The sequence below is a fragment of the Pseudomonas sp. Fl5BN2 genome, assembly GCF_009908205.1.
GTDB lineage: Bacteria > Pseudomonadota > Gammaproteobacteria > Pseudomonadales > Pseudomonadaceae > Aquipseudomonas.
This window is the reverse complement of record NZ_JAAARL010000004.1, coordinates 375,246-401,551: the sequence shown is the minus strand read 5'-3', so window position 1 is coordinate 401,551 and position 26,306 is coordinate 375,246. Positions and strand designations below refer to the sequence as shown.

The 26,306-nt window shown below is 64.1% G+C and carries 23 protein-coding genes; 14 read left to right on the top strand and 9 right to left on the bottom strand.

Translation table 11 applies throughout. The features are described 5' to 3' along the window. Positions 1–583 precede the first annotated feature (583 nt). Positions 584–940: a hypothetical protein gene (locus GV819_RS08065; protein WP_161755265.1), complete on the bottom strand. Its 357-nt coding sequence runs from the start codon at positions 938–940 to the stop codon at positions 584–586. A gap of 542 nt (positions 941–1,482) precedes the next feature. Here GV819_RS08065 and GV819_RS08060 point away from each other — a divergent pair. After that, complete coding sequence (locus GV819_RS08060; RefSeq protein WP_161755263.1) at positions 1,483–6,342, top strand: NAD-glutamate dehydrogenase; 4,860 nt, start codon at positions 1,483–1,485, stop codon at positions 6,340–6,342. A gap of 138 nt (positions 6,343–6,480) precedes the next feature. Here the strand turns inward: GV819_RS08060 and GV819_RS08055 are convergent, their stop codons facing one another. From GV819_RS08055 to GV819_RS08040, 4 genes are all read right to left on the bottom strand, one after another. Continuing rightward, positions 6,481–7,206, bottom strand: coding sequence for a DUF4377 domain-containing protein (locus GV819_RS08055; protein WP_368668877.1), 726 nt, complete (start codon positions 7,204–7,206; stop codon positions 6,481–6,483). Positions 7,207–7,626: 420 nt separating this feature from the next. Then, positions 7,627–8,037: a cupin domain-containing protein gene (locus GV819_RS08050; protein ID WP_161755258.1), complete on the bottom strand. Its 411-nt coding sequence runs from the start codon at positions 8,035–8,037 to the stop codon at positions 7,627–7,629. Positions 8,038–8,151: 114 nt separating this feature from the next. Then, on the bottom strand, positions 8,152–9,585 hold the full coding sequence (locus GV819_RS08045; protein ID WP_161755256.1) for a PLP-dependent aminotransferase family protein: 1,434 nt from the start codon (positions 9,583–9,585) through the stop codon (positions 8,152–8,154). Between the two features lie 269 nt (positions 9,586–9,854). Further along, complete coding sequence (locus GV819_RS08040) at positions 9,855–11,219, bottom strand: ArnT family glycosyltransferase (protein WP_161755254.1); 1,365 nt, start codon at positions 11,217–11,219, stop codon at positions 9,855–9,857. A 234-nt stretch (positions 11,220–11,453) separates the two neighbouring features. Between GV819_RS08040 and GV819_RS08035 the strand changes: the two genes are divergently transcribed. Beyond that, positions 11,454–11,894, top strand: coding sequence for a carboxymuconolactone decarboxylase family protein (locus GV819_RS08035; protein ID WP_161755252.1), 441 nt, complete (start codon positions 11,454–11,456; stop codon positions 11,892–11,894). Positions 11,895–11,932: 38 nt separating this feature from the next. After that, positions 11,933–12,559, top strand: a complete 627-nt coding sequence (locus GV819_RS08030; RefSeq protein ID WP_161755250.1) for an FMN-dependent NADH-azoreductase — start codon at positions 11,933–11,935, stop codon at positions 12,557–12,559. A gap of 33 nt (positions 12,560–12,592) precedes the next feature. On the opposite strand, the gene GV819_RS08025 is transcribed toward GV819_RS08030, so the two are convergent. Further along, positions 12,593–12,907 carry a hypothetical protein gene (locus GV819_RS08025; RefSeq protein ID WP_161755248.1) on the bottom strand — a complete coding sequence of 105 codons (315 nt, stop codon included), beginning with the start codon at positions 12,905–12,907 and terminating at the stop codon, positions 12,593–12,595. A gap of 289 nt (positions 12,908–13,196) precedes the next feature. Between GV819_RS08025 and GV819_RS08020 the strand changes: the two genes are divergently transcribed. From GV819_RS08020 to GV819_RS08010, 3 genes are read left to right on the top strand one after another with little or no spacing between them, the layout of a single operon-like run. Next, complete coding sequence (locus tag GV819_RS08020) at positions 13,197–13,808, top strand: STN domain-containing protein (protein ID WP_434738423.1); 612 nt, start codon at positions 13,197–13,199, stop codon at positions 13,806–13,808. Next, on the top strand, positions 13,805–14,350 hold the full coding sequence (locus GV819_RS08015) for an RNA polymerase sigma factor (protein ID WP_161755246.1): 546 nt from the start codon (positions 13,805–13,807) through the stop codon (positions 14,348–14,350). Before GV819_RS08020 ends, GV819_RS08015 begins: the two co-directional genes overlap by 4 nt. Positions 14,351–14,388: 38 nt before the next feature. Next, positions 14,389–15,339 carry a FecR family protein gene (locus GV819_RS08010; RefSeq protein WP_161755244.1) on the top strand — a complete coding sequence of 317 codons (951 nt, stop codon included), beginning with the start codon at positions 14,389–14,391 and terminating at the stop codon, positions 15,337–15,339. 129 nt (positions 15,340–15,468) lie between these two features. Here GV819_RS08010 and gspJ read toward each other — a convergent pair whose 3' ends face one another. Both gspJ and gspH read right to left on the bottom strand, forming a co-directional pair. Then, positions 15,469–16,086 carry a type II secretion system minor pseudopilin GspJ gene (gene gspJ, locus GV819_RS08005; protein WP_161755242.1) on the bottom strand — a complete coding sequence of 206 codons (618 nt, stop codon included), beginning with the start codon at positions 16,084–16,086 and terminating at the stop codon, positions 15,469–15,471. Beyond that, positions 16,083–16,544, bottom strand: coding sequence for a type II secretion system minor pseudopilin GspH (gene gspH / locus GV819_RS08000; protein WP_161755240.1), 462 nt, complete (start codon positions 16,542–16,544; stop codon positions 16,083–16,085). Before gspH ends, gspJ begins: the two co-directional genes overlap by 4 nt. Positions 16,545–16,662: 118 nt before the next feature. Here gspH and GV819_RS07995 point away from each other — a divergent pair, with 118 nt between their 5' ends. Continuing rightward, positions 16,663–17,103: a type II secretion system protein N gene (locus GV819_RS07995; RefSeq protein ID WP_161755238.1), complete on the top strand. Its 441-nt coding sequence runs from the start codon at positions 16,663–16,665 to the stop codon at positions 17,101–17,103. A gap of 3 nt (positions 17,104–17,106) precedes the next feature. On the opposite strand, the gene gspI is transcribed toward GV819_RS07995, so the two are convergent. After that, positions 17,107–17,493 (bottom strand): type II secretion system minor pseudopilin GspI, encoded by a 387-nt coding sequence (gene gspI, locus GV819_RS07990; RefSeq protein ID WP_161755236.1) that lies wholly within the window; start codon positions 17,491–17,493, stop codon positions 17,107–17,109. 148 nt (positions 17,494–17,641) lie between these two features. Between gspI and gspG the strand changes: the two genes are divergently transcribed. From gspG to gspF, 7 genes are read left to right on the top strand one after another with little or no spacing between them, the layout of a single operon-like run. Then, positions 17,642–18,091, top strand: a complete 450-nt coding sequence (gspG, locus tag GV819_RS07985) for a type II secretion system major pseudopilin GspG (RefSeq protein ID WP_161755234.1) — start codon at positions 17,642–17,644, stop codon at positions 18,089–18,091. A gap of 8 nt (positions 18,092–18,099) precedes the next feature. Next, positions 18,100–19,080: a type II secretion system minor pseudopilin GspK gene (gene gspK, locus GV819_RS07980; RefSeq protein WP_161755232.1), complete on the top strand. Its 981-nt coding sequence runs from the start codon at positions 18,100–18,102 to the stop codon at positions 19,078–19,080. Then, positions 19,077–20,252: a type II secretion system protein GspL gene (gspL, locus tag GV819_RS07975; protein WP_161755230.1), complete on the top strand. Its 1,176-nt coding sequence runs from the start codon at positions 19,077–19,079 to the stop codon at positions 20,250–20,252. Before gspK ends, gspL begins: the two co-directional genes overlap by 4 nt. After that, a complete protein-coding gene (gene gspM, locus GV819_RS07970) occupies positions 20,245–20,811 on the top strand; it encodes a type II secretion system protein GspM (RefSeq protein ID WP_161755228.1) in 567 nt (188 codons plus the stop codon). Before gspL ends, gspM begins: the two co-directional genes overlap by 8 nt. Next, positions 20,808–23,210 carry a type II secretion system secretin GspD gene (gspD, locus tag GV819_RS07965; RefSeq protein ID WP_161755226.1) on the top strand — a complete coding sequence of 801 codons (2,403 nt, stop codon included), beginning with the start codon at positions 20,808–20,810 and terminating at the stop codon, positions 23,208–23,210. The genes gspM and gspD overlap by 4 nt, the downstream gene beginning before the upstream one ends. Further along, positions 23,207–24,625 (top strand): type II secretion system ATPase GspE, encoded by a 1,419-nt coding sequence (gene gspE, locus GV819_RS07960; RefSeq protein ID WP_161755224.1) that lies wholly within the window; start codon positions 23,207–23,209, stop codon positions 24,623–24,625. The genes gspD and gspE overlap by 4 nt, the downstream gene beginning before the upstream one ends. Beyond that, positions 24,625–25,836 carry a type II secretion system inner membrane protein GspF gene (gene gspF, locus GV819_RS07955; protein ID WP_161755222.1) on the top strand — a complete coding sequence of 404 codons (1,212 nt, stop codon included), beginning with the start codon at positions 24,625–24,627 and terminating at the stop codon, positions 25,834–25,836. The genes gspE and gspF overlap by 1 nt, the downstream gene beginning before the upstream one ends. The last annotated feature ends 470 nt before the right edge of the window (positions 25,837–26,306 follow it).

Below are 26,306 nucleotides of genomic sequence, written 5' to 3'. Positions count from 1 at the left end.
TTTATCGCTCATTACAACCATCGGCGTTGTCACTCTGCCTCGAACAACCTGCCGCCAGCTGCTTTTGAAAGGCTGGCGGCCTAATACTCCTACAGGATGGTCCAAAAAAACTGGACCACTACAAGCCAGCTCCTACGGTCGGGCGCGGTGCAGGGGGCGTTGTAGGAGCCGGCTTGCCGGCGAAAGGGGCGTCGGGTTGTGCGCAAGGCTTGCGGGCCTCTTCGCTGGCAAGCCAGCTCCTACGGTCGGGCGTGGTGTTGGGGTTGTTGTAGGAGCCGGCTTGCCGGCGAAAGGGGCCTTGGGTTGTGCGCAGGGCTTGCGGGCCTCTTCGCTGGCAGGCCAGCTCCTACGGTTGGGCGCGGTGTTGGGGGTGTTGTAGGAGTCGGCTTGCCGGCGAAGGGGGCGTCGGGTTGTGCGCAGGGTTTGCGGGCCTCTTCGCTGGCAAGCCAGCTCCTACGGTCGGGCGCGGTGCTGGGGGCGTTGTAGGAGCCGGCTTGCCGGCGAAAGGGGCCTTGGGTTGTGCGCAGGGCTTGCGGGCCTCTTCGCTGGCAAGCCAGCTCCTACAGGGGAGGGCGGTGGTGGGTCAGGCCAACTGGCTGATGTAGGTGCCGGTGCCCTTGAGGATGTTCTGCAGGGTCAGTTCCACTTCGGCAAGGTCCGAGGCGGCAGTGTTGTGGTGGATTTCGAGATGGTCGGCGCCGTTCAGGGCGTCGGCGTCGGCCGCGGCGATTTCGATCAGTAGGGTGGTGGGGCTCAGGGTGACCCTGACCCCATCGAGGGTCGAAGGCTCGCCGTCGAGGGTGATTTCCAGCTCGTCTTCATCCGGGTAGCGGCTCATCAGGAACATCTCGCCCTGGGTGCTGTGGCAGCAGAGCATGGCCATGTTGTCTTCTTCGTCGTCGCACGGGTTGGCGATCAGGTGGGCAGTGGTCATGTGCATGGGAAGGTCCTGAGTGGAAGCGTGGTCGGTGCCGGCTGGGCCAGCAAAAAATGCGATTCTGCCAGTGCGAGGGAATTTCTGCTGGTTTGTCTGTCAGAGAACAGGTCGTGAACGCAATGCCCCGAGGGAGTCATTTTTGGTACGCAAGTACTGTAAAACCGGGCGAGAGCCGTGGTTTTTTTCCTGTGGGTGCTAGTGTTAAGCGCTGTGTGACGCTCTGGCTGCGTGCTGATGACCGAATATGTCGCAGCACCGCAAGCAGCTGTCACATTGCACTCGTTAAGCTGCGCAGCGGACACATTGTTCTCAAGTGCAATCGGTTGCGTCTGATTTGTGATGGTCACTTGCAAAGGCATTGCACACAGTCGCTTTTGCAGATGCCCATCCCCGGAAGGTGAATGTGACCTGCGCGTCTCGCCCAGCTTCACCCACCTGGCATCCTGCAACCTCTGCCCGAGACCAGGAGCAGGATGCTCCACCGCCCCACAAGGGGTTAGCACGCGACGCTTCCATCAATAACAAGCCCAAGCGGAGTACCACAGATGGCGTTCTTCACCGCAGCCAGCAAAGCCGACTTCCAGCACCAACTGCAAGCGGCACTGGCGCAGCACATCAGTGAACAGGCACTGCCACAAGTGGCGCTGTTCGCTGAACAATTCTTCGGCATCATTTCCCTGGACGAACTCACCCAGCGTCGCATGTCCGACCTGGCGGGCTGCACCCTTTCTGCCTGGCGCCTGCTTGAGCGCTTTGACCACGCGCAACCGCAAGTGCGGGTCTACAACCCCGACTACGAACGTCATGGCTGGCAGTCGACCCACACCGCTGTGGAAGTCCTGCACCACGACCTGCCGTTCCTGGTGGACTCGGTCCGCACCGAGCTCAACCGTCGCGGCTACAGCATCCATACCCTGCAGACCACCGTGCTCAGCGTGCGTCGCGGCAGCAAGGGCGAGCTGCTGGAAATCCTGCCCAAGGGCACCCAGGGTGAAGGCATCCAGCAAGAATCGCTGATGTACCTGGAGATCGACCGCTGCGCCAACGCCGCCGAACTCAGCGTGCTGGGCAAGGAGCTGGAGCAGGTACTGGGCGAAGTGCGGGTGGCCGTGGCCGACTTCGAGCCGATGAAGGCCAAGGTCCAGGAGCTGATCGAAAGCATCGACAACAGCCAGTTCGCCATCGCCGCCGATGAAAAGACCGAGATCAAGAGCTTCCTCGAATGGCTGGTGGGCAACCACTTCACCTTCCTCGGTTATGAAGAGTTCGTGGTTGGCGCCGACCAGGACGGCGGGCATATCGAATATGACCCGAGCTCGTTCCTCGGCCTGGCCAAGCTGCTGCGCGCCGGCCTGACCAGCGAAGACCTGCGCATCGAAGACTACGCGGTCAACTACCTGCGCGAACCGACGCCGCTGTCGTTCGCCAAGGCCGCGCACCCGAGCCGCGTGCACCGTCCGGCCTACCCGGACTTCGTCTCGATCCGCCAGATCGATGCCGACGGCAAGGTGATCAAGGAATGCCGCTTCATGGGCCTCTACACCTCTTCGGTGTACGGCGAGAGCGTGCGCGTGATTCCCTACATCCGCCGCAAGGTCGAAGTCATCGAGCAGCGCTCGGGCTTCCAGGCCAAGGCGCACCTGGGCAAGGAACTGGCCCAGGTCCTGGAAGTGCTGCCCCGCGACGATCTGTTCCAGACCCCGGTGGACGAGCTGTTCAGCACCGTGATGTCGATCGTGCAGATCCAGGAACGCAACAAGATCCGCGTGTTCCTGCGCAAAGACCCCTACGGCCGTTTCTGCTACTGCCTGGCCTACGTGCCGCGTGACATCTATTCCACCGAAGTGCGGCAGAAGATCCAGCAAGTGCTGATGGATCGCCTGCAAGCCACCGATTGCGAATTCTGGACCTTCTTCTCCGAGTCGGTGCTGGCTCGCGTGCAGCTGATTCTGCGGGTCGACCCGAAACAGCGCATCGACATCGATCCGCTGCTGCTGGAAAAAGAAGTGGTGCAGGCCTGCCGCAGCTGGCAGGACGACTACGCCAGCCTGGTGGTGGAAAGCTTCGGCGAAGCCCACGGCACCAACGTGCTGGCAGACTTCCCGAAAGGCTTCCCGGCCGGCTACCGCGAGCGCTTCGCAGCGCACTCGGCGGTGGTCGACATGCAGCACCTGCTGAGCCTAAGCGAAGCCAACCCGCTGGTGATGAGCTTCTACCAGCCCCTGGGCCAGGTCTCCGGCCAGCGCGAGCTGCACTGCAAGCTGTACCACGCCGATACCCCGCTGGCCCTGTCCGACGTGCTGCCGATCCTGGAAAACCTCGGCCTGCGGGTGCTGGGTGAGTTCCCGTATCGCCTGCGCCACAACAATGGCCGCGAGTTCTGGATCCACGACTTTGCCTTCACTGCCGGTGAAGGCCTGGACCTGGACATCCAGCAGCTCAACGACACGCTGCAGGACGCCTTCGTCCATATCGTCCGCGGCGATGCCGAGAACGATGCCTTCAACCGCCTGGTGCTGACCGCCGGCCTGCCATGGCGCGACGTGGCGCTGCTGCGTGCCTACGCCCGCTACCTGAAGCAGATCCGCCTGGGCTTCGACCTGGGCTACATCGCCAGTACCCTGAACAACCACACCGACATCGCCCGCGAGTTGACCCGGTTGTTCAAGACCCGCTTCTACCTGGCGCGCAAGCTCACCAGCGATGACCTGGAAGACAAGCAGCAGCGCCTGGAGCAAGCGATCCTCAGCGCCCTGGACGACGTTCAGGTGCTCAACGAAGACCGCATCCTGCGCCGCTACCTGGACCTGATCAAGGCCACCCTGCGGACCAACTTCTACCAGACCGACGCCAACGGCCAGAACAAGTCCTATTTCAGCTTCAAGTTCAACCCGCACCTGATCCCCGAACTGCCCAAGCCGGTACCGAAGTTCGAAATCTTCGTCTACTCGCCACGGGTCGAAGGCGTGCACCTGCGCTTTGGCAACGTCGCGCGCGGCGGTCTGCGCTGGTCCGACCGTGAGGAAGACTTCCGTACCGAAGTCCTCGGCCTGGTAAAAGCCCAGCAAGTGAAGAACTCGGTGATCGTGCCGGTCGGCGCCAAGGGCGGCTTCCTGCCCCGTCGCCTGCCGCTGGGCGGCAGCCGGGACGAGATCGCGGCCGAGGGCATCGCCTGCTACCGCATCTTCATCTCCGGCCTGCTGGACATCACCGACAACCTGAAAGATGGCGCCCTGGTGCCACCGGCCAACGTGGTGCGTCACGACAACGATGACCCGTACCTGGTGGTGGCGGCGGACAAGGGCACCGCAACCTTCTCCGACATCGCCAACGGCATCGCCATCGACTACGGCTTCTGGCTGGGTGATGCGTTCGCCTCTGGTGGTTCGGCAGGTTACGACCACAAGAAAATGGGCATCACCGCCAAGGGCGCGTGGGTCGGTGTGCAGCGTCACTTCCGTGAGCGCGGCATCAATGTGCAGGAAGACAGCATCACCGTAGTGGGCGTCGGCGACATGGCCGGCGACGTGTTCGGCAACGGCCTGTTGATGTCCGACAAGCTGCAACTGGTCGCGGCCTTCAACCACCTGCACATCTTCATCGATCCGAACCCGAACCCGGCCACCAGCTTCGTCGAGCGCCAGCGCATGTTCGAGCTGCCGCGTTCGGCCTGGTCCGACTACGACACCAGCATCATGTCCGAAGGCGGCGGGATCTTCTCGCGCAGCGCGAAGAGCATCGCCATCTCGGCGCAGATGAAAGAACGCTTCGACATCCAGGCCGACAAGCTGACCCCGACCGAACTGCTCAACGCCTTGCTCAAGGCGCCGGTGGACCTGTTGTGGAACGGCGGTATCGGCACTTATGTCAAGGCCAGCACCGAAAGCCACGCCGATGTCGGCGACAAGGCCAACGACGCCCTGCGGGTCAACGGTAACGAGCTGCGCTGCAAGGTAGTGGGCGAGGGCGGCAACCTCGGCATGACCCAGCTGGGTCGTGTGGAATTCGGCCTCAATGGCGGCGGTTCCAACACCGACTTCATCGACAACGCCGGTGGCGTGGACTGTTCCGACCACGAAGTGAACATCAAGATCCTGCTCAACGAAGTGGTGCAGGCCGGTGACATGACTGACAAGCAGCGCAACCAGCTGCTGGCCAGCATGACCGACGAAGTCGGCAACCTGGTGTTGGGCAACAACTACAAGCAGACCCAGGCCCTGTCCCTGGCCGCGCGCCGTGCCTACGAGCGTGCCGCCGAGTACAAGCGCCTGATGAGCGACCTGGAAGGCCGTGGCAAGCTGGACCGCGCCATCGAGTACCTGCCGACCGAGGAGCAGCTCGTCGAGCGCGCCGCGACTGGCAAGGGCCTGACCCGTGCGGAACTGTCGGTGCTGATCTCCTACAGCAAGATCGACCTCAAGGAAGCGCTGCTCAAGTCCCTGGTCCCGGATGACGACTACCTGACCCGTGACATGGAGACTGCGTTCCCACCGAGCCTGGTGGCCAAGTTCTCCGAGGCCATGCGCCGTCACCGCCTGAAGCGCGAGATCGTCAGCACCCAGATCGCCAACGACCTGGTCAACCACATGGGCATCACCTTCGTGCAGCGCCTGAAGGAGTCCACCGGCATGAGCCCGGCGAACGTGGCCGGTGCCTACGTGATCGTGCGTGACATCTTCCACCTCCCGCACTGGTTCCGGCAGATCGAAGCGTTGGACCACCAGGTCTCGGCGCAAGTGCAGCTGGAGCTGATGGACGAGCTGATGCGCCTGGGGCGTCGTGCCACGCGCTGGTTCCTGCGCAGCCGTCGCAACGAGCAGGATGCTGCCCGTGATGTGGCGCACTTCGGTCCGCACCTGGCGGCGCTGGGCCTCAAGCTCGACGAACTGCTGGAAGGCCCGACCCGCGAAGGTTGGCAGAACCGTTATCAGGCGTATGTCGAAGCCGGTGTGCCAGAGTTGCTGGCGCGCATGGTTGCAGGCACTACCCACCTGTACACCCTGCTGCCGATCATCGAAGCCGCTGACGTCACCGGTCAGAGCGCTGCCGATGTGGCCAAGGCCTACTTCGCCGTGGGCAGTGCCCTGGACTTGCCGTGGTACCTGCAGCAGATCAGCGATCTGCCGGTGGCCAACAACTGGCAGGCCCAGGCGCGTGAAGCCTTCCGCGATGACGTGGACTGGCAGCAGCGGGCGATCACCATCAAGGTTCTGCAACTGGCCGATGCGCCAGAAGACATGGAAGCCCGCGTGGCCCTGTGGCTGGAGCAGAACGCGAGCATGGTCGATCGTTGGCGCGCCATGATGGTGGAAATCCGTGCCGCCAGCGGCACCGACTACGCCATGTACGCGGTGGCCAACCGTGAACTGCTGGACCTGGCCATGAGCGGTCAGTCGATCCTGTAACGGTCCGACCCCGCTGTAACGCAAAAGCCCCGTGTCGCGAGACACGGGGCTTTTTTATTGCACGATGATTGTGCGTGTAGCGTTCAAGTCCGCCTTCAGGCTGCCCTTATAGAGGGGTGTGCCCGGGACCTGAGTGGGTTACCGGGTCTTGGCCGAGGCGTCCTGCTCGACCACCATGTCCAGTACGTAGACTTTGGCAGGTGCGTCGGCGGGCGGGTTCTTCCAGTCGTATTGCTTGACTCGCAGGACGTTGCGCACGCCGTCCTGGTGTGCATAACCTTCGATGGACTGGTACAGCGGATGCCACGGGTCCTGGGTGGGCAACTGCAGGCCGGCGGCGTCATAGCGGCGCTCGCGTACTTGCAGGCACTGGTAGTTGGGGATCAGCGGGTGGCTGCACTTGACGGTGCTGGCGGCGACTTCCAGGAAGCGGATTTCGCCCTGGCTGCCGTAGCGGGTTTCCGGGGTGGCTTCACCCGCGAATTTGAGCACGGCGCCGTCCTGGGTGGTCAGTTGCAGGCCGGGCTCGGCGCTGTCGCCGATGACGACGGTACGCAGTTCGCCCTTGAGGCGCTTGCCGACTTCGGCGTCCAGGTCCATCAGGCTGCGCTCGCAGGCCATCATGGTGGAGGCCAGTTGGGTGACGTGCAGCACGCCATTTTCATAGCGATAGCCGCCGAACTGGCCATTGCAGCCGCCGCTGATGTTCAGTCGTTGATCGCCAAAGCTCAGGCGCAGCTTGCGCTCGATGCCCTTCTGCAAGGCGGCGATCGGCTGGCCCGCCGCGTCGGTCGCCGAGACCAGGTGCCAGTAGTAGGCGGACAGCGCCGGCTGGGCGGTGGCGGACGTGGTGGTGGCGGGCACGGAAGGCGATCCTTCATGAGAGGTAGAGACCGGGGCACAGGCCTGGAGCAGGGCAGCGCAGACGGCGACTAGGAGAATATTTTGCTTCATGGTTCGCTCTTTCAGCCTTGAGGGGGGAGGCGGCATTCTGCGCTAGCAGGATGCACACGCCGGTAAACAGGGGCACCGCGGTCGCTTGAAGATCATTGTGCAAGGTCAAAGGTGCCCGCAGTGCGGGCCTGGGCCATCCACTGCAATTCAGAGTGGGTGGCCTCGGCCTTTACCGATTGCAATGTGACAGCACCACGTGGCTTCGGTTTCATTGCCCAGCCCGCCCGGGAGTGTTACCAAATTTTGCGTGACCGTCGTGACGTGGCCGCGTGCGATCCCCCCGGATCAACGATCAGCCCTGTCTGCTTTGCGGTTTCGCGGTGCTTGCGTTCAATGGGCCAGGGGCGTCAGCACTTCATCCTTGGCCTCCATCAGCATGAACACCAGCAGCTTGGCCGGTTCGGTCTGGCTGGCGTTGGCCGACACCGGGTGCTGCGAGCCGGCCGGTTCGAACCAGGACTCCCCGACCTTGTAGGTGATGCTCGGGCCATCGTTGACCTGTGAGGTGATGGCGCCTTGCAGCACATAGGCCATGGCCGCACCGGCGTGGCGATGGGGCACGGTGGCCTGGCCCGGGGCGTAGTCGACGGTGAGCAGCATGACCTTCTTGCCCGGCAGGTTGCCGAGGGCATGCTCTTGCAGCACCGCGAGTTTTTCCTGGCCATACACCGGGTCATGGGCAACGGCGCCCAGAGAGGTCATCAGGGCCAGGGCGGCAAGGGCAGCAGTCAGGGTTTTCATCTTCGGCTTCTCCAGCAGGTTGAGATGGACCCAGGCTAAGTCCCCAACCGCTGAAGCCCCATAACCAATCCCGGCAAAGAACGGCAGACCAATGCGACGTGCCGGGACACAGCGTCAGGCGATCTGCCGCAGGAGGTCGCGCACCTTGTCCAGGGCCGGGTCGATATCCAGGGTTTCAATGGCGCCGAAACCGATGAACAGGCCGTCGCGCACCGGGCTGTCATGGAAGAAGTGATGCAGCGAGTAGAGGCCCACCTCGACCTTCTTCGCCAGCTCCAGCAGCAGCGGGATATTCACCGGCACCTTGCACAGCGCCGCCATGTGGAACCCGGCGGTGCAGGGCACCGCTTCGAGCCAGGGCGCCAGATCGCCCTGCAGGCGCAGGAGGATGCGTTCCCGGCGCCCGGCGTACACGGTGTGGCAGCGGCGGATATGTTTTTGCAGGCAGCCGTCGTTGATGAACCTGGCCAGCGCCCACTGGGTCAGGGTCGGGGTGTGGCAGTCGCTGAGCTGCTTGGCCTTGATCACGGCCGCGAGGATCGCCGGTGGCAGCACCGCATACCCCAGGCGCAACTGCGCCAGCATGTTCTTGGAGAAGGTTCCGACGTAGGCCACCACGCCGCGGTTGTCCAGGCTTTGCAGGGAGTCGGTGGGCCGGCCTTCGTAGCGAAATTCGCTGTCGTAGTCATCCTCGATGACAATCGCCCCCAGCTCCCGGGCGCGTTCCAGCAGGGCTTCGCGGCGGGCCTGGCTCATGGGCATGCCGAGGGGGAACTGGTGGGACGGCGTGACATAGATCAGCCGCACGCCGTCGGGAATCAGCGCGACCTGGATGCCTTCGTCGTCTACCGGGATGCCCAGCACCTGCGCGCCCTGGGCGCTGAACAACAGGCGCGCCGGGGTGTAGCCGGGGTCCTCCATGGCCACTAGGCTGCCGGGTTCCAGCACCACCCGGGCGATCAGGTCCAGGGCCTGTTGTGCGCCGTTGCAGACCACGATGTCCTGATCGCTGCAGACCACCCCCCGGGAAAACGCCACGTGCCCGGCGATAGCGCTGCGCAGGGCCGGCAGGCCTTCGGGCTGGCTGTAGAAACCGCCGCTCTGGGCCATGCGCCGCAGAGCGTCCTGGGTGCAGCGGCGCCATTCCTCCTGGGGGAACTGGGCGCGGGTCGTGGCGCCGCCGATGAACTCGTAGCGCAAGGTGCCTTCCAGGGTCGGATGGCGCAGGGGCGCGGGCAGCGCCTGCCAGCGCGCCAGGCTCTGGGCACAGGCCAGATCCTGGGCGCCCTGTTTTCGCTCGGTCTTGACCGGGCGCGGGGTGACGAAGGTGCCACGGCCGATTTTGCCTATCAGGTAGTTTTCATAGGTCAGCAGGGCGTAGGTATCGGACACGGTCTTGCGCGAAATACCCAGCTGCTCGGCCAGCAGGCGGCTGGGGGGCAGTTGCGCACCGGCCGCCAGACGGCCGCAGTCGATGGCGGCGCGGAGCTGCTGGTAGAGCTGTTCGGCCAGGTCCTTGCGGCCATTGATGACGACGTGAAGTTCCATTGCTACACCAGGATCTGATTTATCGGCGCAAGGTTACTCGTCCTGCCGGGCTTCGTGTAGCTGCCCGGCGGGCCAGTGATAGGGCGTTGCAGAGGGCAGGGGGCCAGACCCTGTCCCGGTGTTCTGTTCGCTGGCCTGGAGCAGGCCTGGCACTGCGCAGTTGTGTAAATAACTGCATATAAGCCCGGTCGGGGGTGTCGATGCTCGGGCTTTTACAATTATTTAATGTTTATCACAAGATAACTGGTGATCTGTCCCCCCAATACGGGCTACCAGAACCAATAAGGGAGGAACTTTGGTGTGGGTTCGTTTGCCAGTTCGAGGTGGTAGGTTATGGAGTTGAAGAAGAATGCATCCAGCGAGAGAAAGGCAGTTGCGCCAAACGCCAGAATAATGAGTTCACGTTGTGGGTGCCTGGAGTAGTTTCGCTCAATGAAGTAGCGAGCGACCAGAAGAACTGCCAGGCTGATCAGAATGCCGGGGTAGTTCGGTTTCAATGCTGTTGTGGCGTATTGATTGTAAATAAGCGTAAACAAGGCCAGGGCCGGGCCGGCCATTGGAAGTTTCAGGCAGAAACCCAATAGCCATTTTTTTACACCCTGAAAAATCCCACTCTTATCAACGAAAATATACGCCGCCAACAATGAAATGGCAGGCGTGATTGAAAGTATGTAGCGAGCCTTTTTCGAGTTGGGAATGGTAAAGAACACCAGCAAGGCAATGAGCCAGGCGCTGAGATAGAACAGCAGGCTGGTCTCCGGCGGTCGTGGTTGGGGGAAGAATTGCTTGTAGGTCCTGGCGATCACCATCAAGGCGAAAATCGCGGTGAAACCGTAGGTCAGCAAGCCCACGGTAAAGTAAAAGTAATAGCGTGGCGCATGGTCGCTGGCGATGCGGTCCAGGCCCTGCATCATCAGCACCTCGCGCATGAAGGCCTCGCCGCCCTGGACGTAGGCGGCCCAGGCCAGCAAGGCGACGCCGATGCCGAACAGCAGGCCGCTGAACAGTGAAAACCAAAACAGCCGGGACCACTGCTTGCTCAGCAGGTAGTAGGAGCCGACCACAATCGCCGGGCCGATCAGGCCGATGGGGCCGCGAAAGACAAAACCCAATGCCAGGGCGACGAAGACAAAAATCAGCCGCGAGTGGTCCTGCTTGTAGTCGGCGGAGTAGGCCAGGTAAAAACAGATCACCGTGAACAGTGCCGGGTATACATCCAGGGCCAGAGAGTTGACGCCGTCGAGGAAGGCCCAGGTAAAGAGCGAAAAGAGAATGGCGTGTAATCCCCACTTCTTTTCATGCAGTGCGCCCAGTTTATAAGTGAAAACCAGCATTAGGGCCGCGGCAATGCAATAGGGCAAGCCCATCGAAAGAATCGATAGTCGGCCAAAAGGCAGTGAACTCAGGTAAATAAGAAAGGTGTTGGCGATCGTATAGTCTGGGTAAGGCTTCAAATCATCGGCAACGGGGAAAAGTGTCATGCCGTTATAGAGCATGTACTGCGAGAAATCGACAAAGCGAGTTGTGTAATTGAGAATGGCGGCCTTGTATTGCAGGCCCATGAATATACTGATTGCGGCCAGGAAAATGCTCAGGCAAGGTTTTCTGGCGAGTTGTCTTGTTAGAACTTCCATGTGCCCCACACATTGAAAAAAAGCGGATCATACATTGGCCATTAATCGGGCGCCAGAGAGCAAGGCTGGTCTGTTCCAGGAGGCGTCTCGATGGGTTTTTCAGGCCTCGTCGGCAAGCGTCTGGCGGGCCCGGTTTTTTTAATGGTCACCAGGTAAAAACCGGAATTGGTTATAGGGGCCAAGTTCTCCCGGCCTTAACCTTGGCAGCGCCGCCGACTGCCCAGGGTAATGCCCATGAAACCGCGTCTGGACTACTACAGCGCCTCGCCCGAAGCGCTCCAGGGGCTGCTGATGCTGGAAGCCGCATGCCTGGCGCTGGCCATCGAGAAACCGCTGCTGGAGTTGGTGAAGATCCGCGTCTCGCAGCTCAACCACTGTGCCTTCTGCTGCGACATGCATGCTGTCGAGGCGCGGCGCCAGGGCGAAACCGAGCGCCGCTTGCATGCCCTGAGTGTCTGGCGCGATTCGGGCTTCTTTACACCGCGCGAACGTGCTGCTCTGGCCTGGAGCGAAGCGCTGACTCGGCTGCCCGCCAGCGGCATCGCCGATGAGCTCTACGCCCAGGCCCGAGACCAGTTCAGCGAGCGCGAACTGGTGGACCTGACCCTGGCGATTTCCACCATCAACAGCTGGAACCGTCTGGCGGTGAGCTTCGGCCAGCAACCCAGCGAATAAACCCCGATCCGTTCATTTGTGCTTTACAGGAACCTTTCATGAAACTGCTTCACGTCGACGCCAGCGCCAAGGGCGAGCGTTCCAATTCCCGGGCCCTGGGCCGTTATTTCATCGAGCAGCTACAGGCCCAGGGCCCGCAATTGGAGATCGACTACCTGGACCTCGCCCAGCAAGCGCCCGCCGCGGTGACCGAGGCTTTCGCCATCGCCACCTACACTGCCCCCGAGGCGCGCACCGCGGCCATGCGCGAGACCCTGGCGGCCTCCGATGCCTTGTGCAAACAGGTGATGGAGGCCGACGCCTGCCTGTTCGCCATGCCCATGTACAACTGGTCGATGCCTTCGACCTTCAAGGCCTTCATCGACAGCATTACCCGTACCGAGCTGACTTACCTCAATACCCCTGATGGCATCGTCGGTCAGTTGACTCGGCAGAAAGTGCTGTTTCTCACCAGCCGTGGCGCCGATCTGCGCCCGGGTAGTCCCATGGCCTGGATGGACGCGCTGACGCCGTCGCTGAGGGCGGCCTTCGCCTTTATCGGCGTGCAGCACCCGCAGTTTGTCGATGCCCAGCCGTTGCAGTTCGCCGACCCCGAGGCGCGTACCGAGGCCCTGGAGCGGGCGCGGATCGAGCTGCAACAGGTGGCCCGGCAATGGGTTGCCTGATCTCCGGCTGATCTGGCTTCGACCGGCTGGCCTTCAGGGCCTTTGCGGCTTGACCGAGGTGCCAAAGGTGTTGCCCATGCGCACGCTGGTGGCGGCCGGGGTCGACAGGCCGATCTGGTTCGGCGGCCGTTTGTTCACCGGGTCTTCCATGGCTTGCTGATTGGCCTGGGCGGCCTTGGCCGCGTCCGGGTTGTTGCCCATCTGTTGGCTCAGGCAGTGATAGTCGGGGGCTTTGTAGCCGCCGACGCTGACTTCCACGCAACCTTCGCGGGTTTCCTCGGCTTGCACCGTCCAGGGCAGGGCATTGAGCAGCAACAGGGTCGTGGCGTATCGGCTTAAACGTTTCATCCTGGCCTCCTGGAAGGCCCGGGAATGCGGGCCTCGATGCCGGCCGAGTGTAGTGCAAACAGATGACTGAAAAAGTGATGGTTTTTTTGCCGTGGCCGTAACACCAGATTCATAAACTGGCCTCAGGATGACGCTTTTCAGGGATTGGACCGCAGTGCAGCGAGGCAGAGCGCAGGTCGGGCGATGGACTTCATTGCACGGGGGCTTGGCGACCTGTGTGGTGGGGCTCGTGCTGCTGACGCCGATGCCAACGGGCTGGGGGCAAACCGCTGCGCAGGGGCCGCCGCAGGTGAATTCACAAAGCTTGCTGGCGCTGGAGATTCCGGCACAGGACCTGGCCGATGCTCTGGAGCTGTTCAGTCGCGCCACCGGGATGGCCGTGTTGGTGGACCGGGAACTGACCCGGGGCCGGCGTTCCGTGGGGGTCAAGGGCCGCTACAGCGCCCGCGAGGGCTTGAGCCATTTGCTGGCGGGCAGCGGCCTGATGGCCCGTTATGCCCGCAGTGATGCCTTCACCCTGCAGGTGCCGGAGGCCACGCAGCCGGCGCCGCTGCACGGTGCCGGGGCCAGCCGTGCGGCGCGGCTCAACAGCAGTTATGCCAGCGCCGTGCAACGGGCAGTGGAGCGCAGTTTGTGCGCTTCGGCCGTGACCCGGCCCGGCAGTTTTCGCGCCTTGCTGCAACTGTGGATCGGTGCCAACGGTGTGGTGCAGCACAGCCGCCTGGTGAGCTCCACCGGCGACCTGGGCCGTGATGAGGCACTGGTGCAGCGCCTGGCGCAGACCCGGGTCGAGCGTCAGGCGCCGAACTCGCTGCGCCAGCCGCTGACCTTACTCTTGATACCGGATACAACAGGGAAACGCATGGACTGCAGGGAATGGGATGGAGCTTCCGGGGTATGAAAAATACCGGACACAGTGCGATGGTCAGGCTGTTCCTGACGTCCTACGAGGATTTTCGGGTGCGCTTGCGCAGGCGCCTGGGCTCCGAGGACCTGGCCAACGACGTCCTGCATGAAACCTACCTGCGGGTCGACCGCATGGAAGAGCCGCCGAACCTTGTGCAACCCAATGCCTACCTGTACCGCATGGCCTTGAACATTGCCGCCGACCGCCGCCAGTCCGATGCCCGGCTGCTGACCGGCGACGAAGTCGAGGAGCTGTTGCAGATCGCCGATGAAGCCCAGGACCCGTTGCGGGTAGTGGGCGGCCAGAAAGAAATCCAGACCCTGCTCAAGGCCCTCTACGAACTCCCGGCGCGGCGGCGCAAGATCTTTATCGCCGCGCGCCTGGAAGAGGCGCCGCACCTGGAAATCTCCCAGCGCTTCGGCATTTCCACACGGATGGTGGAGAAGGAACTCAAGGCCGCGCTCGGTCACTGCGCCCTGCGCCTTGAAAGAAAAGTCATCCAGCGGTTCGGTCCCGGGGCCGGAAAACCGTCCTAGACAAAGAGTCCCTGATCAATCCGTGAGAACCTGCGCGCTTGAACATTTTTAGCATTTCCACCCCCCAGGCCTCGGCGGACCCGCAATTGCTCGGCGAAGCCCGGGATTGGCTGGTCCTCCTGACCTCGGGCCAGGCCACTGCCGCCGACGCCCGGGCGCTGCGCCAGTGGTATGCGCAAAGCCCGCAGCATGCGGCTGCCTTCGACCAGACCAAGGCCTTGTGGCACTGCCTGCAACCGGCTGCCGAGTTGCTGGAGCAACAGTCACGGTCCCGGCACTTTGGTCGTCGGGCCTTTCTGGGCGGTGCGATTGCCGCTTCGGCGGCGCTGTTCATGGTCCGAATCAGCGTGCCTGGCGGTTTCGCCGGGCTGACCGCGGATTTCTCCACCGCCGTTGGTGAGCAGCGGCGAGTGGACCTGAGCGAGGGCGTGAGCCTGGAGCTCAATACCCAGACCCGCATCAGCCGTCGTGACCTGGGCGCCGGGGAGCAGGGCCTCGAACTGCTGGAGGGCGAGGTGGAAGTCTTCAGCCAGAATCTGCAGCCGCTCAAGGTCCAGGCCGGCGAGGGCTGGTTGAGCGCCCGCCAGGCGCGTTTCAACCTGCGCAACACCGAACATCAAGTCTGCGTGACTTGCATCGAAGGCAGCCTGCAAGTGGACGTGGCGGGCCGCAGCATTCGCCTGGACAGCGGCCGCCAGTTGACCTACGACGCCACGGCCGTGAGTGAGCCGGTGGTGGTGGACCCACGCAACGTGAGCGCCTGGCGCGAGCAGGTGCTGGTGTTCGATAACGCCAGCCTCGACACCGTGATCAGCGAGATCAATCGCTACCGTCCGGGGATGTTGGTGCTGCTCAATGCCGAGCTGGGCAAGCGCAAGGTCCAGGCGCGTTTCAACCTCAACCAGTTGGCCGGCGTGGCGCTGCTGATCCGCGATGCCTACGGCGCCAAATGCACCGAACTGCCAGGCGGCGTAGTGTTCCTGAGCTGACCTGTGCCGAGCGCTGCCCGTTCTTAAGCAGGCGCTGGCTTGCCAGCGACGGCAGCAGCGCGATCACCATCGCATCCCAGGTGAGAGCTGCTTGGCTGCTGCGCGGTTCGCCGGCCGGCTCCTACAAGCTTATTCCAGCGGACCCAGTACTTGTCGGTAGCGTTCTTCACCCTGGGGCGTTTGCCGCACCAGGCGGATTTCCAGGCCCGGGGGATTGTCCTGGCGATTGCCACTGAGCTGGCGCCAGCCTTTGTCCGGGTCCCAGACCCGAACCTGCAGATCGCTGACCCGACTCAAGACGGCAACCCCATCCCGGGGGGCTGGCAACGGGTAGCGGTCCCGAGCCTCGGCGACCGCGCGGTACAGAGTGTCGCCCTTGAGCCACCAGCGCACCCGTTGCAGTCCGTCCCCCGGAGTCGCCGCGCTGCGGATCACTTCCAGGCGAAAGCCCTTGCTGTCGGAACTGCGCACGCTCAGTGGCGCGGGGCTGTCGGGCTCGGCACTGTCATTTTCACTGTCACCGAGGTTCGGCTCGCGCAACTGAGTGCTGGCACGCAGGGCCACGTCGCGCTCCAGCTGATTGAGGGCGCGCAGCAGTTCTTCGGTCTGTTCGGTGCTGGCCTTGAGATGGCTGTCAGCCCGGGTCACGCTGTCCAGGCCGCGCCAGGCAATCAGGCTGACCAACGCCATGAGCATGATCGCGACCATTACTTCGATCAGGGTAAAGCCGCTCTGGCGCGGGTTCATGGCTGACTCACCACGCGCAACTGGCCGGCGGCGGTGCGTTCGACGCTGAGGCGGTGTTGGCCGTCGGACAACACCACTCGCAGGGCGGGGTTGATCCATTCGGCATTCAATACCAGGCGTTGCTTGGGTTCGATGCGCACCTGCAGGGAGGGCGTCTCCCAGTTGCGCGGCCGCAGTTGGTTGTCGTTGCGAAAGTCATCGATGCCGTTGCCGGTGTCCTCGCGGCGGCTGAAGGCAAAACCCTTGGCGTTGGCACGCCAGTTGATCGGGCGGCCATCGGCCCGGGCTTCGGCCTGGGCTACCTGCAGCAGCTGCGCCAGGCGTTCGGCGTCCTTGCGTAACAATTGCAGCGGGTCGGGCTTGATGCTCAGGCCCACGGCGGCGCTGGCGATGCCGATGATCACCAGGACCACCATCAACTCGATCAGGGTGAAGCCCCGTTGCTTGCTTGCCTGCATCACTTTGCACTCCTTGGCGACGGCATCAGCAGGCTCGCCGCCGATGATCGTCCAGTGAAATAAAACCGTGAGAATTGACCTGTAGGCTGCTGGAACGGACAAACAGGAGGTCCTGCTCATGCTCAGTGCCATGCTACGTGCCCCGGGCTTTTCAGCCCCCCAACTGCTGCAGTACACAGCCCTGCTGGCGGCCCTGGCCGGTGTCGTCACCTGGTCGTCGCTGCTGCTGACCCCGGCCGCATCGCCAACCCCGGCGCTGGCGCCCCAAGTGCTCGCCGCAGGTTCCGACAACCCGGCCCTGCAGTGGTTTTCCAACCAGCCGACCCAGGTGCAGATCAAGGTCGCCGGGGTCATGGCCGGAGGCCGTGGCGCGGTGGCAATCCTGCAACTCAACGACGGCCCGCCGCGCAGTTTTCTGGCCGGCGAGCAACTGACCCAGGGCGTGCGCCTGGCGGCCATCGAAGGTGACGGCGTGCTCATCGAGCGCGGCGGCGAACAATCGCGGATCAAGGTCAGCAAGCTGCCGGACCCGCCGAGCCTGCCACGCCTGAGGCGCTGAGCTTCACTGGCGCGCTACCCGCGGCGGGCTGATCAGGGTGTCCAGCCGCGCCAGGGGTGGTGCTTCGCGGCTGCGCTCGCTGACCTGCACACTGACCCGCAACAGCCCGGCGCTGCGGTCGGCGACAATCGTCTGCTGGCAGCGCAATTTAAGCCGTCCCTGGTCGCAGTCGAAGTCCTTCACGCCACTGTTCACGCGACCTTGCAAACGCAGCTCGGCCACCCGGCTCTGGGCTGCCAGCAGGGCCAGGGACTTGTCCCGCAGCAGGCCGTTGCTCTGGGTCATCAGGCCGGCCACGCGCACCGCAGCCGACATCGCCACGGCAATGATGGCCAGCGCCACCAATACTTCTATCAAGGTAAATCCAGCTTGCTTGGGCAGGGCTTGCATGGGCCGCTCGAGACCGGGAAACAGCCTCGCAGACTAGCCTTCGGGCTTGACCGAATGGCGACTGAACCTCCCGAGGTTTTTCAATACCACTGACATATCTTCTTGCAACACTGCGCGACGAATCGAACTCAAGCCAAGGAATGTCGAGATGGATATCGCGCCTGTAACATCCCCACCCCGAGGCCGTCGTGGCCAACGGGGCTTCACCCTGATCGAGATCATGGTGGTGGTGGTCATCCTCGGGATTCTCGCCGCCATGGTGGTGCCCAAGGTCCTGGATCGCCCGGACCAGGCTCGCGCCACTGCGGCCAAGCAGGACATTGCCGGGCTGATGCAGGCATTGAAGCTGTACCGCCTCGACCACGGCAGCTACCCGAACATGAACCAGGGGCTGAAGGTGCTGGTGGAGCGCCCGGCCAATGCCAAGGACAGCAACTGGCGTTCCTACCTGGAACGCCTGCCCAACGATCCCTGGGGGCGTCCCTATCACTACCTCAATCCGGGCGCCAACGGCGAAGTGGACGTGTTCTCCCTCGGTGCCGACGGCCAGCCCGACGGCGACGGCGTGAATGCCGATATCGGCTCCTGGCAGCTCTAGGGCCGGCCATGAACAGCCATTCGCCCAGTGTGGCGAAGCAGCGTGGCATGGCGATTATCAGCGCCTTGCTGATTGCGGCGGTGGTGGCGGTGCTCGCCGGCGCCATGCTCACCCGGCAGACGTCCTTCATGCGTGCGGTGGAAGCCGAGCAGGGGCGTATCGTCGGTGCCGGGGTGCTCCAGGGCAGCCTGGAATACAGCCGCCAATTGCTTTGGGAGGCACGCCAGCGAGACGTCCTGACCCGTCTCGACCAGGCCTGGGCGCGGCCCATTGGCGACCAGGCATTGGCTGGTTTCAACGCGGTGTTCCAGGGCCATCTGGAAGACCAGCAGGGCAAGTTCAACCTGCGCAACCTGGTGTTTCGCGACCAGGTGGATGAGGCGCAGTTGCACAGTTTTGAACAGCTGTGCCAGTTGATTGGTATCGACGCGGCCCTGAGCCGACGCATCAGCCAGCGAGTGATTGGCGCTTATCCGCAACGTTTGCACAGCTCGCAGGCGACGAGGCCGCAAGGCGCGTTCAACAGCGGCCGCCTGACCTCGCCGGGAGCGGCGGCGCAGACCTTGCCACCTAAGCAGCCGATGCTGCGCAGCCTGGAAGACCTGCGAGGCATCCAGGGGCTGAGCGACACCACGCTGGCGCGGCTCAATCACTATGTCAGCATCCTGCCGGGCAACACTTGGATCAACGGCAACACCGCCAGCGCCGAAGTGTTGGCGGCGGTGGTCCCGGAGCTGGCGTTGTCCCGGGCCAAGGCCCTGGTGGCTGAGCGTGACGCCGGGCACTGGTTCATCAACCGCGGCGACTTCGTCAATCGCCTGCGCATGCCGCAAGTGCAGATGGATCAGGTCAAGGTCGGCATCACCAGCGAATGGTTCCTGCTCCAGGGCCAGGCCCGTCGCGATCAGCGTCGGGTCAGTCTCGAAGCCTTGTTGCACCGCGCCGAAGACCGCATGCCCCAGGTGATCTGGTCGCGGGTGGGCGCATGAGTCGCTTGCGCATTGCCCTGCCGCCACTGGATGAACTGGCACTTGAAGGGCCGGTGGACTTTGCCCGGCTCGATCGCAGCGGGCGGGTCAACGAGATTGGCCGCTGCCCGCTGGGGCAACTGGGCAAGGCCGGCAAACCGACTGCGGTGGAGTGTTTCCTGCATCCTCTGGACAGCCTGCTGACCAGCATCGAGCTGCCGCAACTGCCGGCGGCGCGGATCAAGGCCGCGGTAGCCTGTGCCGCCCAGGCGCTGATCCTTGGTCCCAGCGAGCAGATGCATTTGGCTCACGGGGCCCGGGATGGCCAGGGGCAAGTGTCCCTGAGCTGGTTGCCCAGGAGCACTTTGCAGGCCTTGGGCCGGGTGCTGGAGCAGGCCGGGTTGAAACTCCAGGGCTTGTACCCGGCGCCTTACGCCTTGCCGGTACCGCTGCCCGGGCAACTCAGCCTGTGCCTGGTGGACGGCCAGTTGCTGGTGCGCCAGAGCATCGGGCAGGGCAGTGTCCAGCCCTTGGTGGAAGAGACCCTGGAGCAACTGCGCGCCTCGGGCAGCGAGCTGTGCTGGGTGGGTAATGACCCGCCGCTGCCGCTGCTCCAGCAACTGCCTGTGGAGCAACGCTGGAGCGGTACGCCGCCGTCCTGGGGGTTGCACAGTGGTGCCGCGGCAGGTGGCGTTGCGGTCCGGGGCTGGGGGCGGGCGCTGGGGTGTTGCGCCCTGGCGGTGGCGGTCTGGGTACTCGGCCTGAACCTGTATGCGGCCCGTGAGGCCGAGCAGGGCCAACGGCTCAAGGCGCAGATGAGCCAGCGGGTCAAGCAGGTGTTTCCCGAGTTGCCGGTGGTGCTCAATCCCCTGCAACAGGCCCGCCAGCAACTGGCGGCGCGCCAGGCCGGTGCGGCAGCGGACCCGAGCCAGGGTTTTGCCAGCCTGCTGGCACAGGCCGGCACGGCCATGCCGTTCATGGTGGGCAGTGTGCAAAGCCTGACGTTTGCCCAGGAGCGCTTGCAGCTGGAACTGCTGGCGGACACCCCAAACAGCGCCGACAGCGGCTGGCAGGGCACCTTGACCCAGGCCGGCTACAGCGTCCTGCGCGAGGGCAATGGCTGGGTTCTCGGCCCGGCCGCCGGGCAGCCTGCCAACACCGTCGATAACGCCTCGGGAGACGACAATGAATAAGGCCATGCTGGCGCAGTATCAGGCGCGCTGGTCGCGCCTGCGAGGCCAAGCCCAGGGCCATTGGAACGGCCTGGCACTGCGGGAAAAACGCCTGTTGGGCGCCACCACGCTGGGGCTGTTGGGGCTATTGCTATGGCTGCTGCTGATCCAGCCGCCGCTGAAGAAAATCGATTACTGGCAAGCCGAGACCCCGAAGCTGCGTGCCCAGGCCGAAGCCCTGGAAGTGCTGCTGCACGAGGTGCCGGCGGGCAGCCGCAACAGCCAGGGCCAGAGCCTTGAGCAATCCCTGCGCGAAGCCCTGGACGGCGCCGGGCTGAAAGACCATTACCAGTTGCAACAGCCTGATGAAGCCGGCCCCGAGAGCTGGCGGTTGACCTTTGAGCAGGCCCCGGCGGATGCCGTGGTCGGCTGGCTGCTGGGGACGCCCCGGCAGTTTTCACTGCAGGTGGTGGAGGCTCGTCTGCAACGCGCAGGCCCGGCCGCCGCCCAAGACTCGGCAGGCACACTGTCCGGGACCGTTCGCATGGATCAGGCGCAGGGCGCTAAGGAAGCTTCATGAAGTGGTCAGGTTGCAATTACGTGCGCCAGTGTCGCAAGGCCGCACCTTTTCTGCTGCTGGCATTGGGGGCCTGCAGCAACACCCAGTCCACCACCCCCGCACCGTTGCAGGTGGACAGTGAGCTGGGCCAGCCCCTGGCCGACACTCGACGCAGCGGCGATGTCCTGGTGGACCGCCAGCGCCTGCAGGCGCAGCAGGCCCAGCGGCCGAAAGTCGTGCATCCGCTGACCAACAGCAGGCGCACTCACAGCACGCCAGGCAGTACCAGCGTGGCGCGCAATCCCCTGGGGGATCAGCCGGTGCAGTTGAACTTCGTCGACAGCGATATCCAGGCGGTGGTGCGCGCCTTGTCCCGCTCCACCGGCCAGCAATTTCTGGTGGACCCGCGGGTCAAGGGCAACCTGACCCTGGTCAGCGAAGGCCCGGTGCCGGCCCACCAGGCCTACGACATGTTGCTGGCGGCCCTGCGCATGCAAGGTTTCAGCGTAGTGGACGTGGGTGGCGTGGCCCAAGTGGTGCCCGAGGCCGATGCCAAACTGTTGGGCGGGCCGGTCTATAGCGCGAGCAAGCCGGCGGGCAACGGCATGCTGACCCGGACCTTCCGCCTGCAATATGAAAACGCGGTGAACCTGATTCCGGTGTTGCGCCCGATTGTCTCGCCGAACAATCCGATCAACGCCTACCCGGGCAACAACAGCATCGTGGTCACCGACTACGCCGAAAACCTGCAGCGGGTGGCACAGATCATCGACGGCATCGACACCCCAAGCGCCATCGACACCGATGTGGTGGCGGTGCAGAACGGCATCGCCGTGGACATCGCGACCATGGTCGCCGAGCTGCTGGACACCCAGGGCGCCGACCCGACCCAGAAAATCAGCGTGATCGGCGACCCGCGCTCCAACTCCATCATCATCCGTGCCGGCAGCCCGGAGCGGACCGAGTTGGCACGCAACCTGATCTACAAACTGGACAATGCCCAGAGCAACCCCAGCAACCTGCACGTGGTCTACCTGCGCAACGCCCAAGCCGGCAAACTGGCCCAGGCCTTGCGTGGGCTGCTCACCGGTGAAAGCGACAGCGCCAGCAGCGACGGCGCCCGGGCCATGCTCAGCGGCATGGGTGGCGGTACCCAGAATGGCCAGAGCAGCACCCAGAACAGCAGCGGTACGCCCACCGGCAGTGGCGCCCTCAACAGCAGCAGTAGCGGTGGCGGTGCCTATGGCCAGGGTGGCAGTGCCAGCAGCGGGGCCAACGCCAATGCCCAGCAGAACGATCAGAGCAACGCATTCAGCGCCGGTGGCGTGACCATCCAGGCCGATGCCACCACCAACACCTTGCTGATTTCCGCACCGGACCCGCTGTACCGCAATTTGCGCGAAGTCATCGACCAGCTTGATCAGCGCCGGGCCCAAGTGGTGATCGAAAGCCTGATCGTCGAGGTGAGCGAGGACGATGCCAGCGAGTTTGGCGTGCAATGGCAGGCGGGCAACCTTGCTGGCCGCGGTGGCTTTGGCGGAGTCAATTTCGGCGGCAGCGGGCTGGTGGGCACGCCGACCAGCAAGACCAGCATCGATGTGCTGCCCAAGGGCCTCAACGTTGGCCTGGTCAACGGCAGCGTGGACATCCCGGGGATTGGCAAGGTGCTGGACCTCAAGGTCCTGGCCCGGGCGTTGAAGAGCAAGGGCGGGAGCAACGTACTGTCGACGCCGAACCTTTTGACCCTGGACAACGAGGCGGCGAGCATCTTTGTCGGCCAGACCATTCCCTTTGTCACTGGCAGCTATGTAACCGGTGGCGGTGGCACCAGCAACAACCCGTTCCAGACCGTGCAGCGCGAGGAAGTGGGCTTGAAACTGAACGTACGGCCGCAGATTTCCGAGGGCGGCACGGTCAAGCTGGACATTTACCAGGAGGTCAGCAGTGTCGACCTTCGGGCCTCGGTGGATGCGGGGACGGTGACCAACAAGCGGGCGATCGATACCAGCATTCTGCTGGATGACGGGCAGATCATGGTGCTTGGCGGGTTGCTGCAGGATGGTTACAGCCAGAGCAATGATGCGGTGCCATGGTTGTCGAGCATTCCCGGAATCGGCGCGTTGTTTCGCAATGAGAAGCGCAGCGTGAGCAAGACCAATCTGATGGTGTTCCTGCGGCCTTACATCATTCGCGACAGCGGGGCAGGTCGCAGCATTACCTTGAATCGCTATGACTTTATGCGCCGGGCCCAGGGTGGGTTGCAGCCGGAGCACAGTTGGGCCATGCCGGACATGCAGGCGCCGCAGTTGCCTTCGGCGGCGAAGGGGGTGCCTGAGGCGCAGCCGGTGTCGTTGCAGGTTGTGCCGCAGGGTGGCGGGCAGGCGCCGCGGGCGACGATTCGGGCGGTACCGGTGCAATGAGCCAGCTCCCCTACGCCTGGGCCAAATCCCAACGCATCCTCCTGCGCCACAGCGAAGAAGGCGCAGTGTTACTGGTCTGCCCCTCAACCCCCGGCTGGTCCATCAGTGAAGCCCGCCGCCAGTTCGGCCCGGCCCGCCTGGAGCGCATCCGCGACGATCAACTCGACGGCCTGCTGGCCAGCGCCTATGCCGACACCGGCAGTGCCGCGGCAGTAGTCGGCGCCGCCGAAAACGAAGTCGACCTGGACCGCTTGATGCAAGACATGCCGGAAATCACCGACCTGCTGGACACCCAGGACGGCGCCCCGGTAATCCGCATGATCAACGCCTTGCTCACCCAGGCCGCGCGGGACGAGGCCAGCGACATCCACATCGAACCCTATGAAACTCATTCAGTGGTGCGCTACCGGGTCGATGGCACCCTGCGTGACGTGGTTTCGCCGCGCAAGGCGTTGCACGCGGCCCTGGTGTCGCGGATCAAGATCATGGCGCAGTTGGACATCGCCGAAAAACGCCTGCCCCAGGACGGCCGCATCGCCTTGCGGGTGGCCGGGCGGCCCATCGACATTCGCGTGTCCACGGTGCCCACCGGCCACGGCGAACGGGTGGTGATGCGGCTCCTGGACAAACAGGCCGGGCGCCTGCAACTGGAAACCCTGGGCATGGACCCGGACCTGCTGGCCCGCCTCGACACCTTGATCCGTCAACCCCACGGCATCGTCCTGGTCACCGGACCCACCGGCAGCGGCAAGACCACCAGCCTCTACGCGGCCCTGGCGCGGCTGGACGCCAGCACCAGCAATATCCTCACCGTCGAGGACCCGGTGGAATACGACCTGCCAGGCATCAGCCAGATTCAGGTCAACGCCAAGATCGACATGACGTTTGCCCTGGCCTTGCGGGCGATCCTGCGCCAGGACCCGGACATCATCATGATCGGCGAGATCCGCGACCTGGAAACTGCGCAGATCGCGGTGCAGGCCTCGCTCACCGGGCACTTGGTGCTGGCAACCCTGCACACTAACGACGCGGTGTCGGCGGTCAACCGCTTGATCGACATGGGGGTCGAGCCGTTCCTGCTGGCTTCGTCGATGCTCGGGGTGCTGGCCCAACGCCTGGTGCGGCGCCTGTGCAACCAGTGCAAGGAGCAGGACCCGGCCAGCCCCGGCACTTGGCGCCCGGTGGGCTGCCCGGCCTGCAATCACATTGGCTACAGCGGGCGCACCGGGATTCATGAGTTGTTCTGTATCGATGACGCTATCCGCAGCCTGATCCACCAAGGGGCCGACGAGCAGGCCTTGAGGGCCGCCGCGCGCCAGGCCGGGATGTTCAGCATGCGCGAGGACGGTGAGCGTTGGGTGCGCAGCGGTGCCACCGCGCCGGAAGAAATCCTTCGTGTGACACGGGACGCCTGATGAATCGCTATCGCTACGAAGCCGCCGACAGCCTCGGCAAGATCGAATCCGGGCACCTGGAGGCGGACAGCCAGGGAGCCGCGTTCGCGACCCTGCGCAGTCGCGGCCTGACGGCCTTGCAGGTGCAGCTTGAGAGCAATAATGGCGCCGGCGCAGCAGGGGGGCTGTTCAGTCCCAAGCTCTCGGACAATGACCTGGCCTGGGCCACCCGCCAGTTGGCAAGCCTGCTGGGAGCCAGCCTGCCGCTGGAGGCGGCGCTGAGCGCCACGGTGGAGCAGGCCGAGCGCAAGCACATCGCCCAGACCCTGAGCGCGGTGCGCGCCGATGTGCGCAGCGGCATGCGCCTGGCGGAAGCCCTGGCGGCCCGGCCGCGGGATTTTCCGGAAATCTATCGGGCGCTGATCGCCGCTGGCGAGGAGTCCGGCGACCTGGCCCAGGTCATGGAGCGCCTGGCGGACTACATCGAAGAGCGCAACGGCCTGCGCGGCAAGATCCTCACCGCCTTTATCTACCCGGGGGTGGTGGGGCTGGTGTCCATTGGCATCGTGATCTTTCTCTTGAGCTACGTGGTCCCCCAGGTGGTCAGCGCCTTTTCCCAGGCGCGCCAGGATCTGCCGGGGCTGACCCTGGCGATGCTCAATGCCAGTGATTTCATTCGCGCCTGGGGCGGCCTGTGCTTTGCCGCGATGGTGGCCGGGTTCTGGGGTTGGCGGGTGTATTTGCGCAACCCCCAGGCGCGCTTGAACTGGCACAGCCGGATTTTGCGCCTGCCATTGATCGGGCGTTTCGTCCTCGGGCTCAATACCGCGCGCTTTGCCTCGACCCTGGCGATCCTCGGCAGTGCCGGGGTGCCGCTGCTGCGGGCCCTGGAGGCGGCGCGCCAGACCCTGTCCAACGACCGCCTGAGCCAGAGCGTCAGCGAGGCCACGGCCAAGGTCCGCGAGGGCGCCAACCTGGCGGCGGCGCTGCGGGTGGAGAAAGTCTTTCCGCCGGTATTGATCCACCTGATTGCCAGCGGCGAAAAGACCGGGACCCTGCCGCCGATGCTCGAACGGGCGGCGCAGACCCTGTCCCGGGATATCGAGCGTCGAGCCATGGGCATGACCGCCTTGCTGGAGCCGCTGATGATCGTGGTCATGGGCGGCGTGGTGCTGGTGATCGTCCTGGCGGTGCTGCTGCCGATCATCGAGATCAACCAGCTGGTGACCTGAGCCGTCCAACCCAACCCAACCCGACCTGATTCAATCCGATCCGTAGGCGCTGGCTTGCCAGCGAATGCGTCGGCGCCGGCGATGCAGGCCTCGCGGGCTCCTTCGCCGGCAAGCCGGCTCCTACGAGAGTGAAGCTGTGGTTCGAAGGGCAGGGCAGCGATAAAACTTCACCCCGCGAGCGTCACTCCCGACCCGGCAATCGGCCAAGCTCGGGTTCCTCGTTCTGTCATGTTCCAACGCCGTCTGCAGCACCCTCGGCGCTTGCCGGGCGATGCCGGCTCCAGCCCCGGAAACCTGGCTGTCACCTTCGCGGAACAGGCCGGTAAATCCGCGACGAACACCCGAGAATCTTTTGCAAAAACAGTGGGTTTCTCCCGAGGTTTTTTCCTTTATCTGTCACCGGAAGCTGCGAACTTCTCTCCCCATGGCCTCACTCATCAAGCCGTCTGGATCAAGGCTTCTGGCCCGAG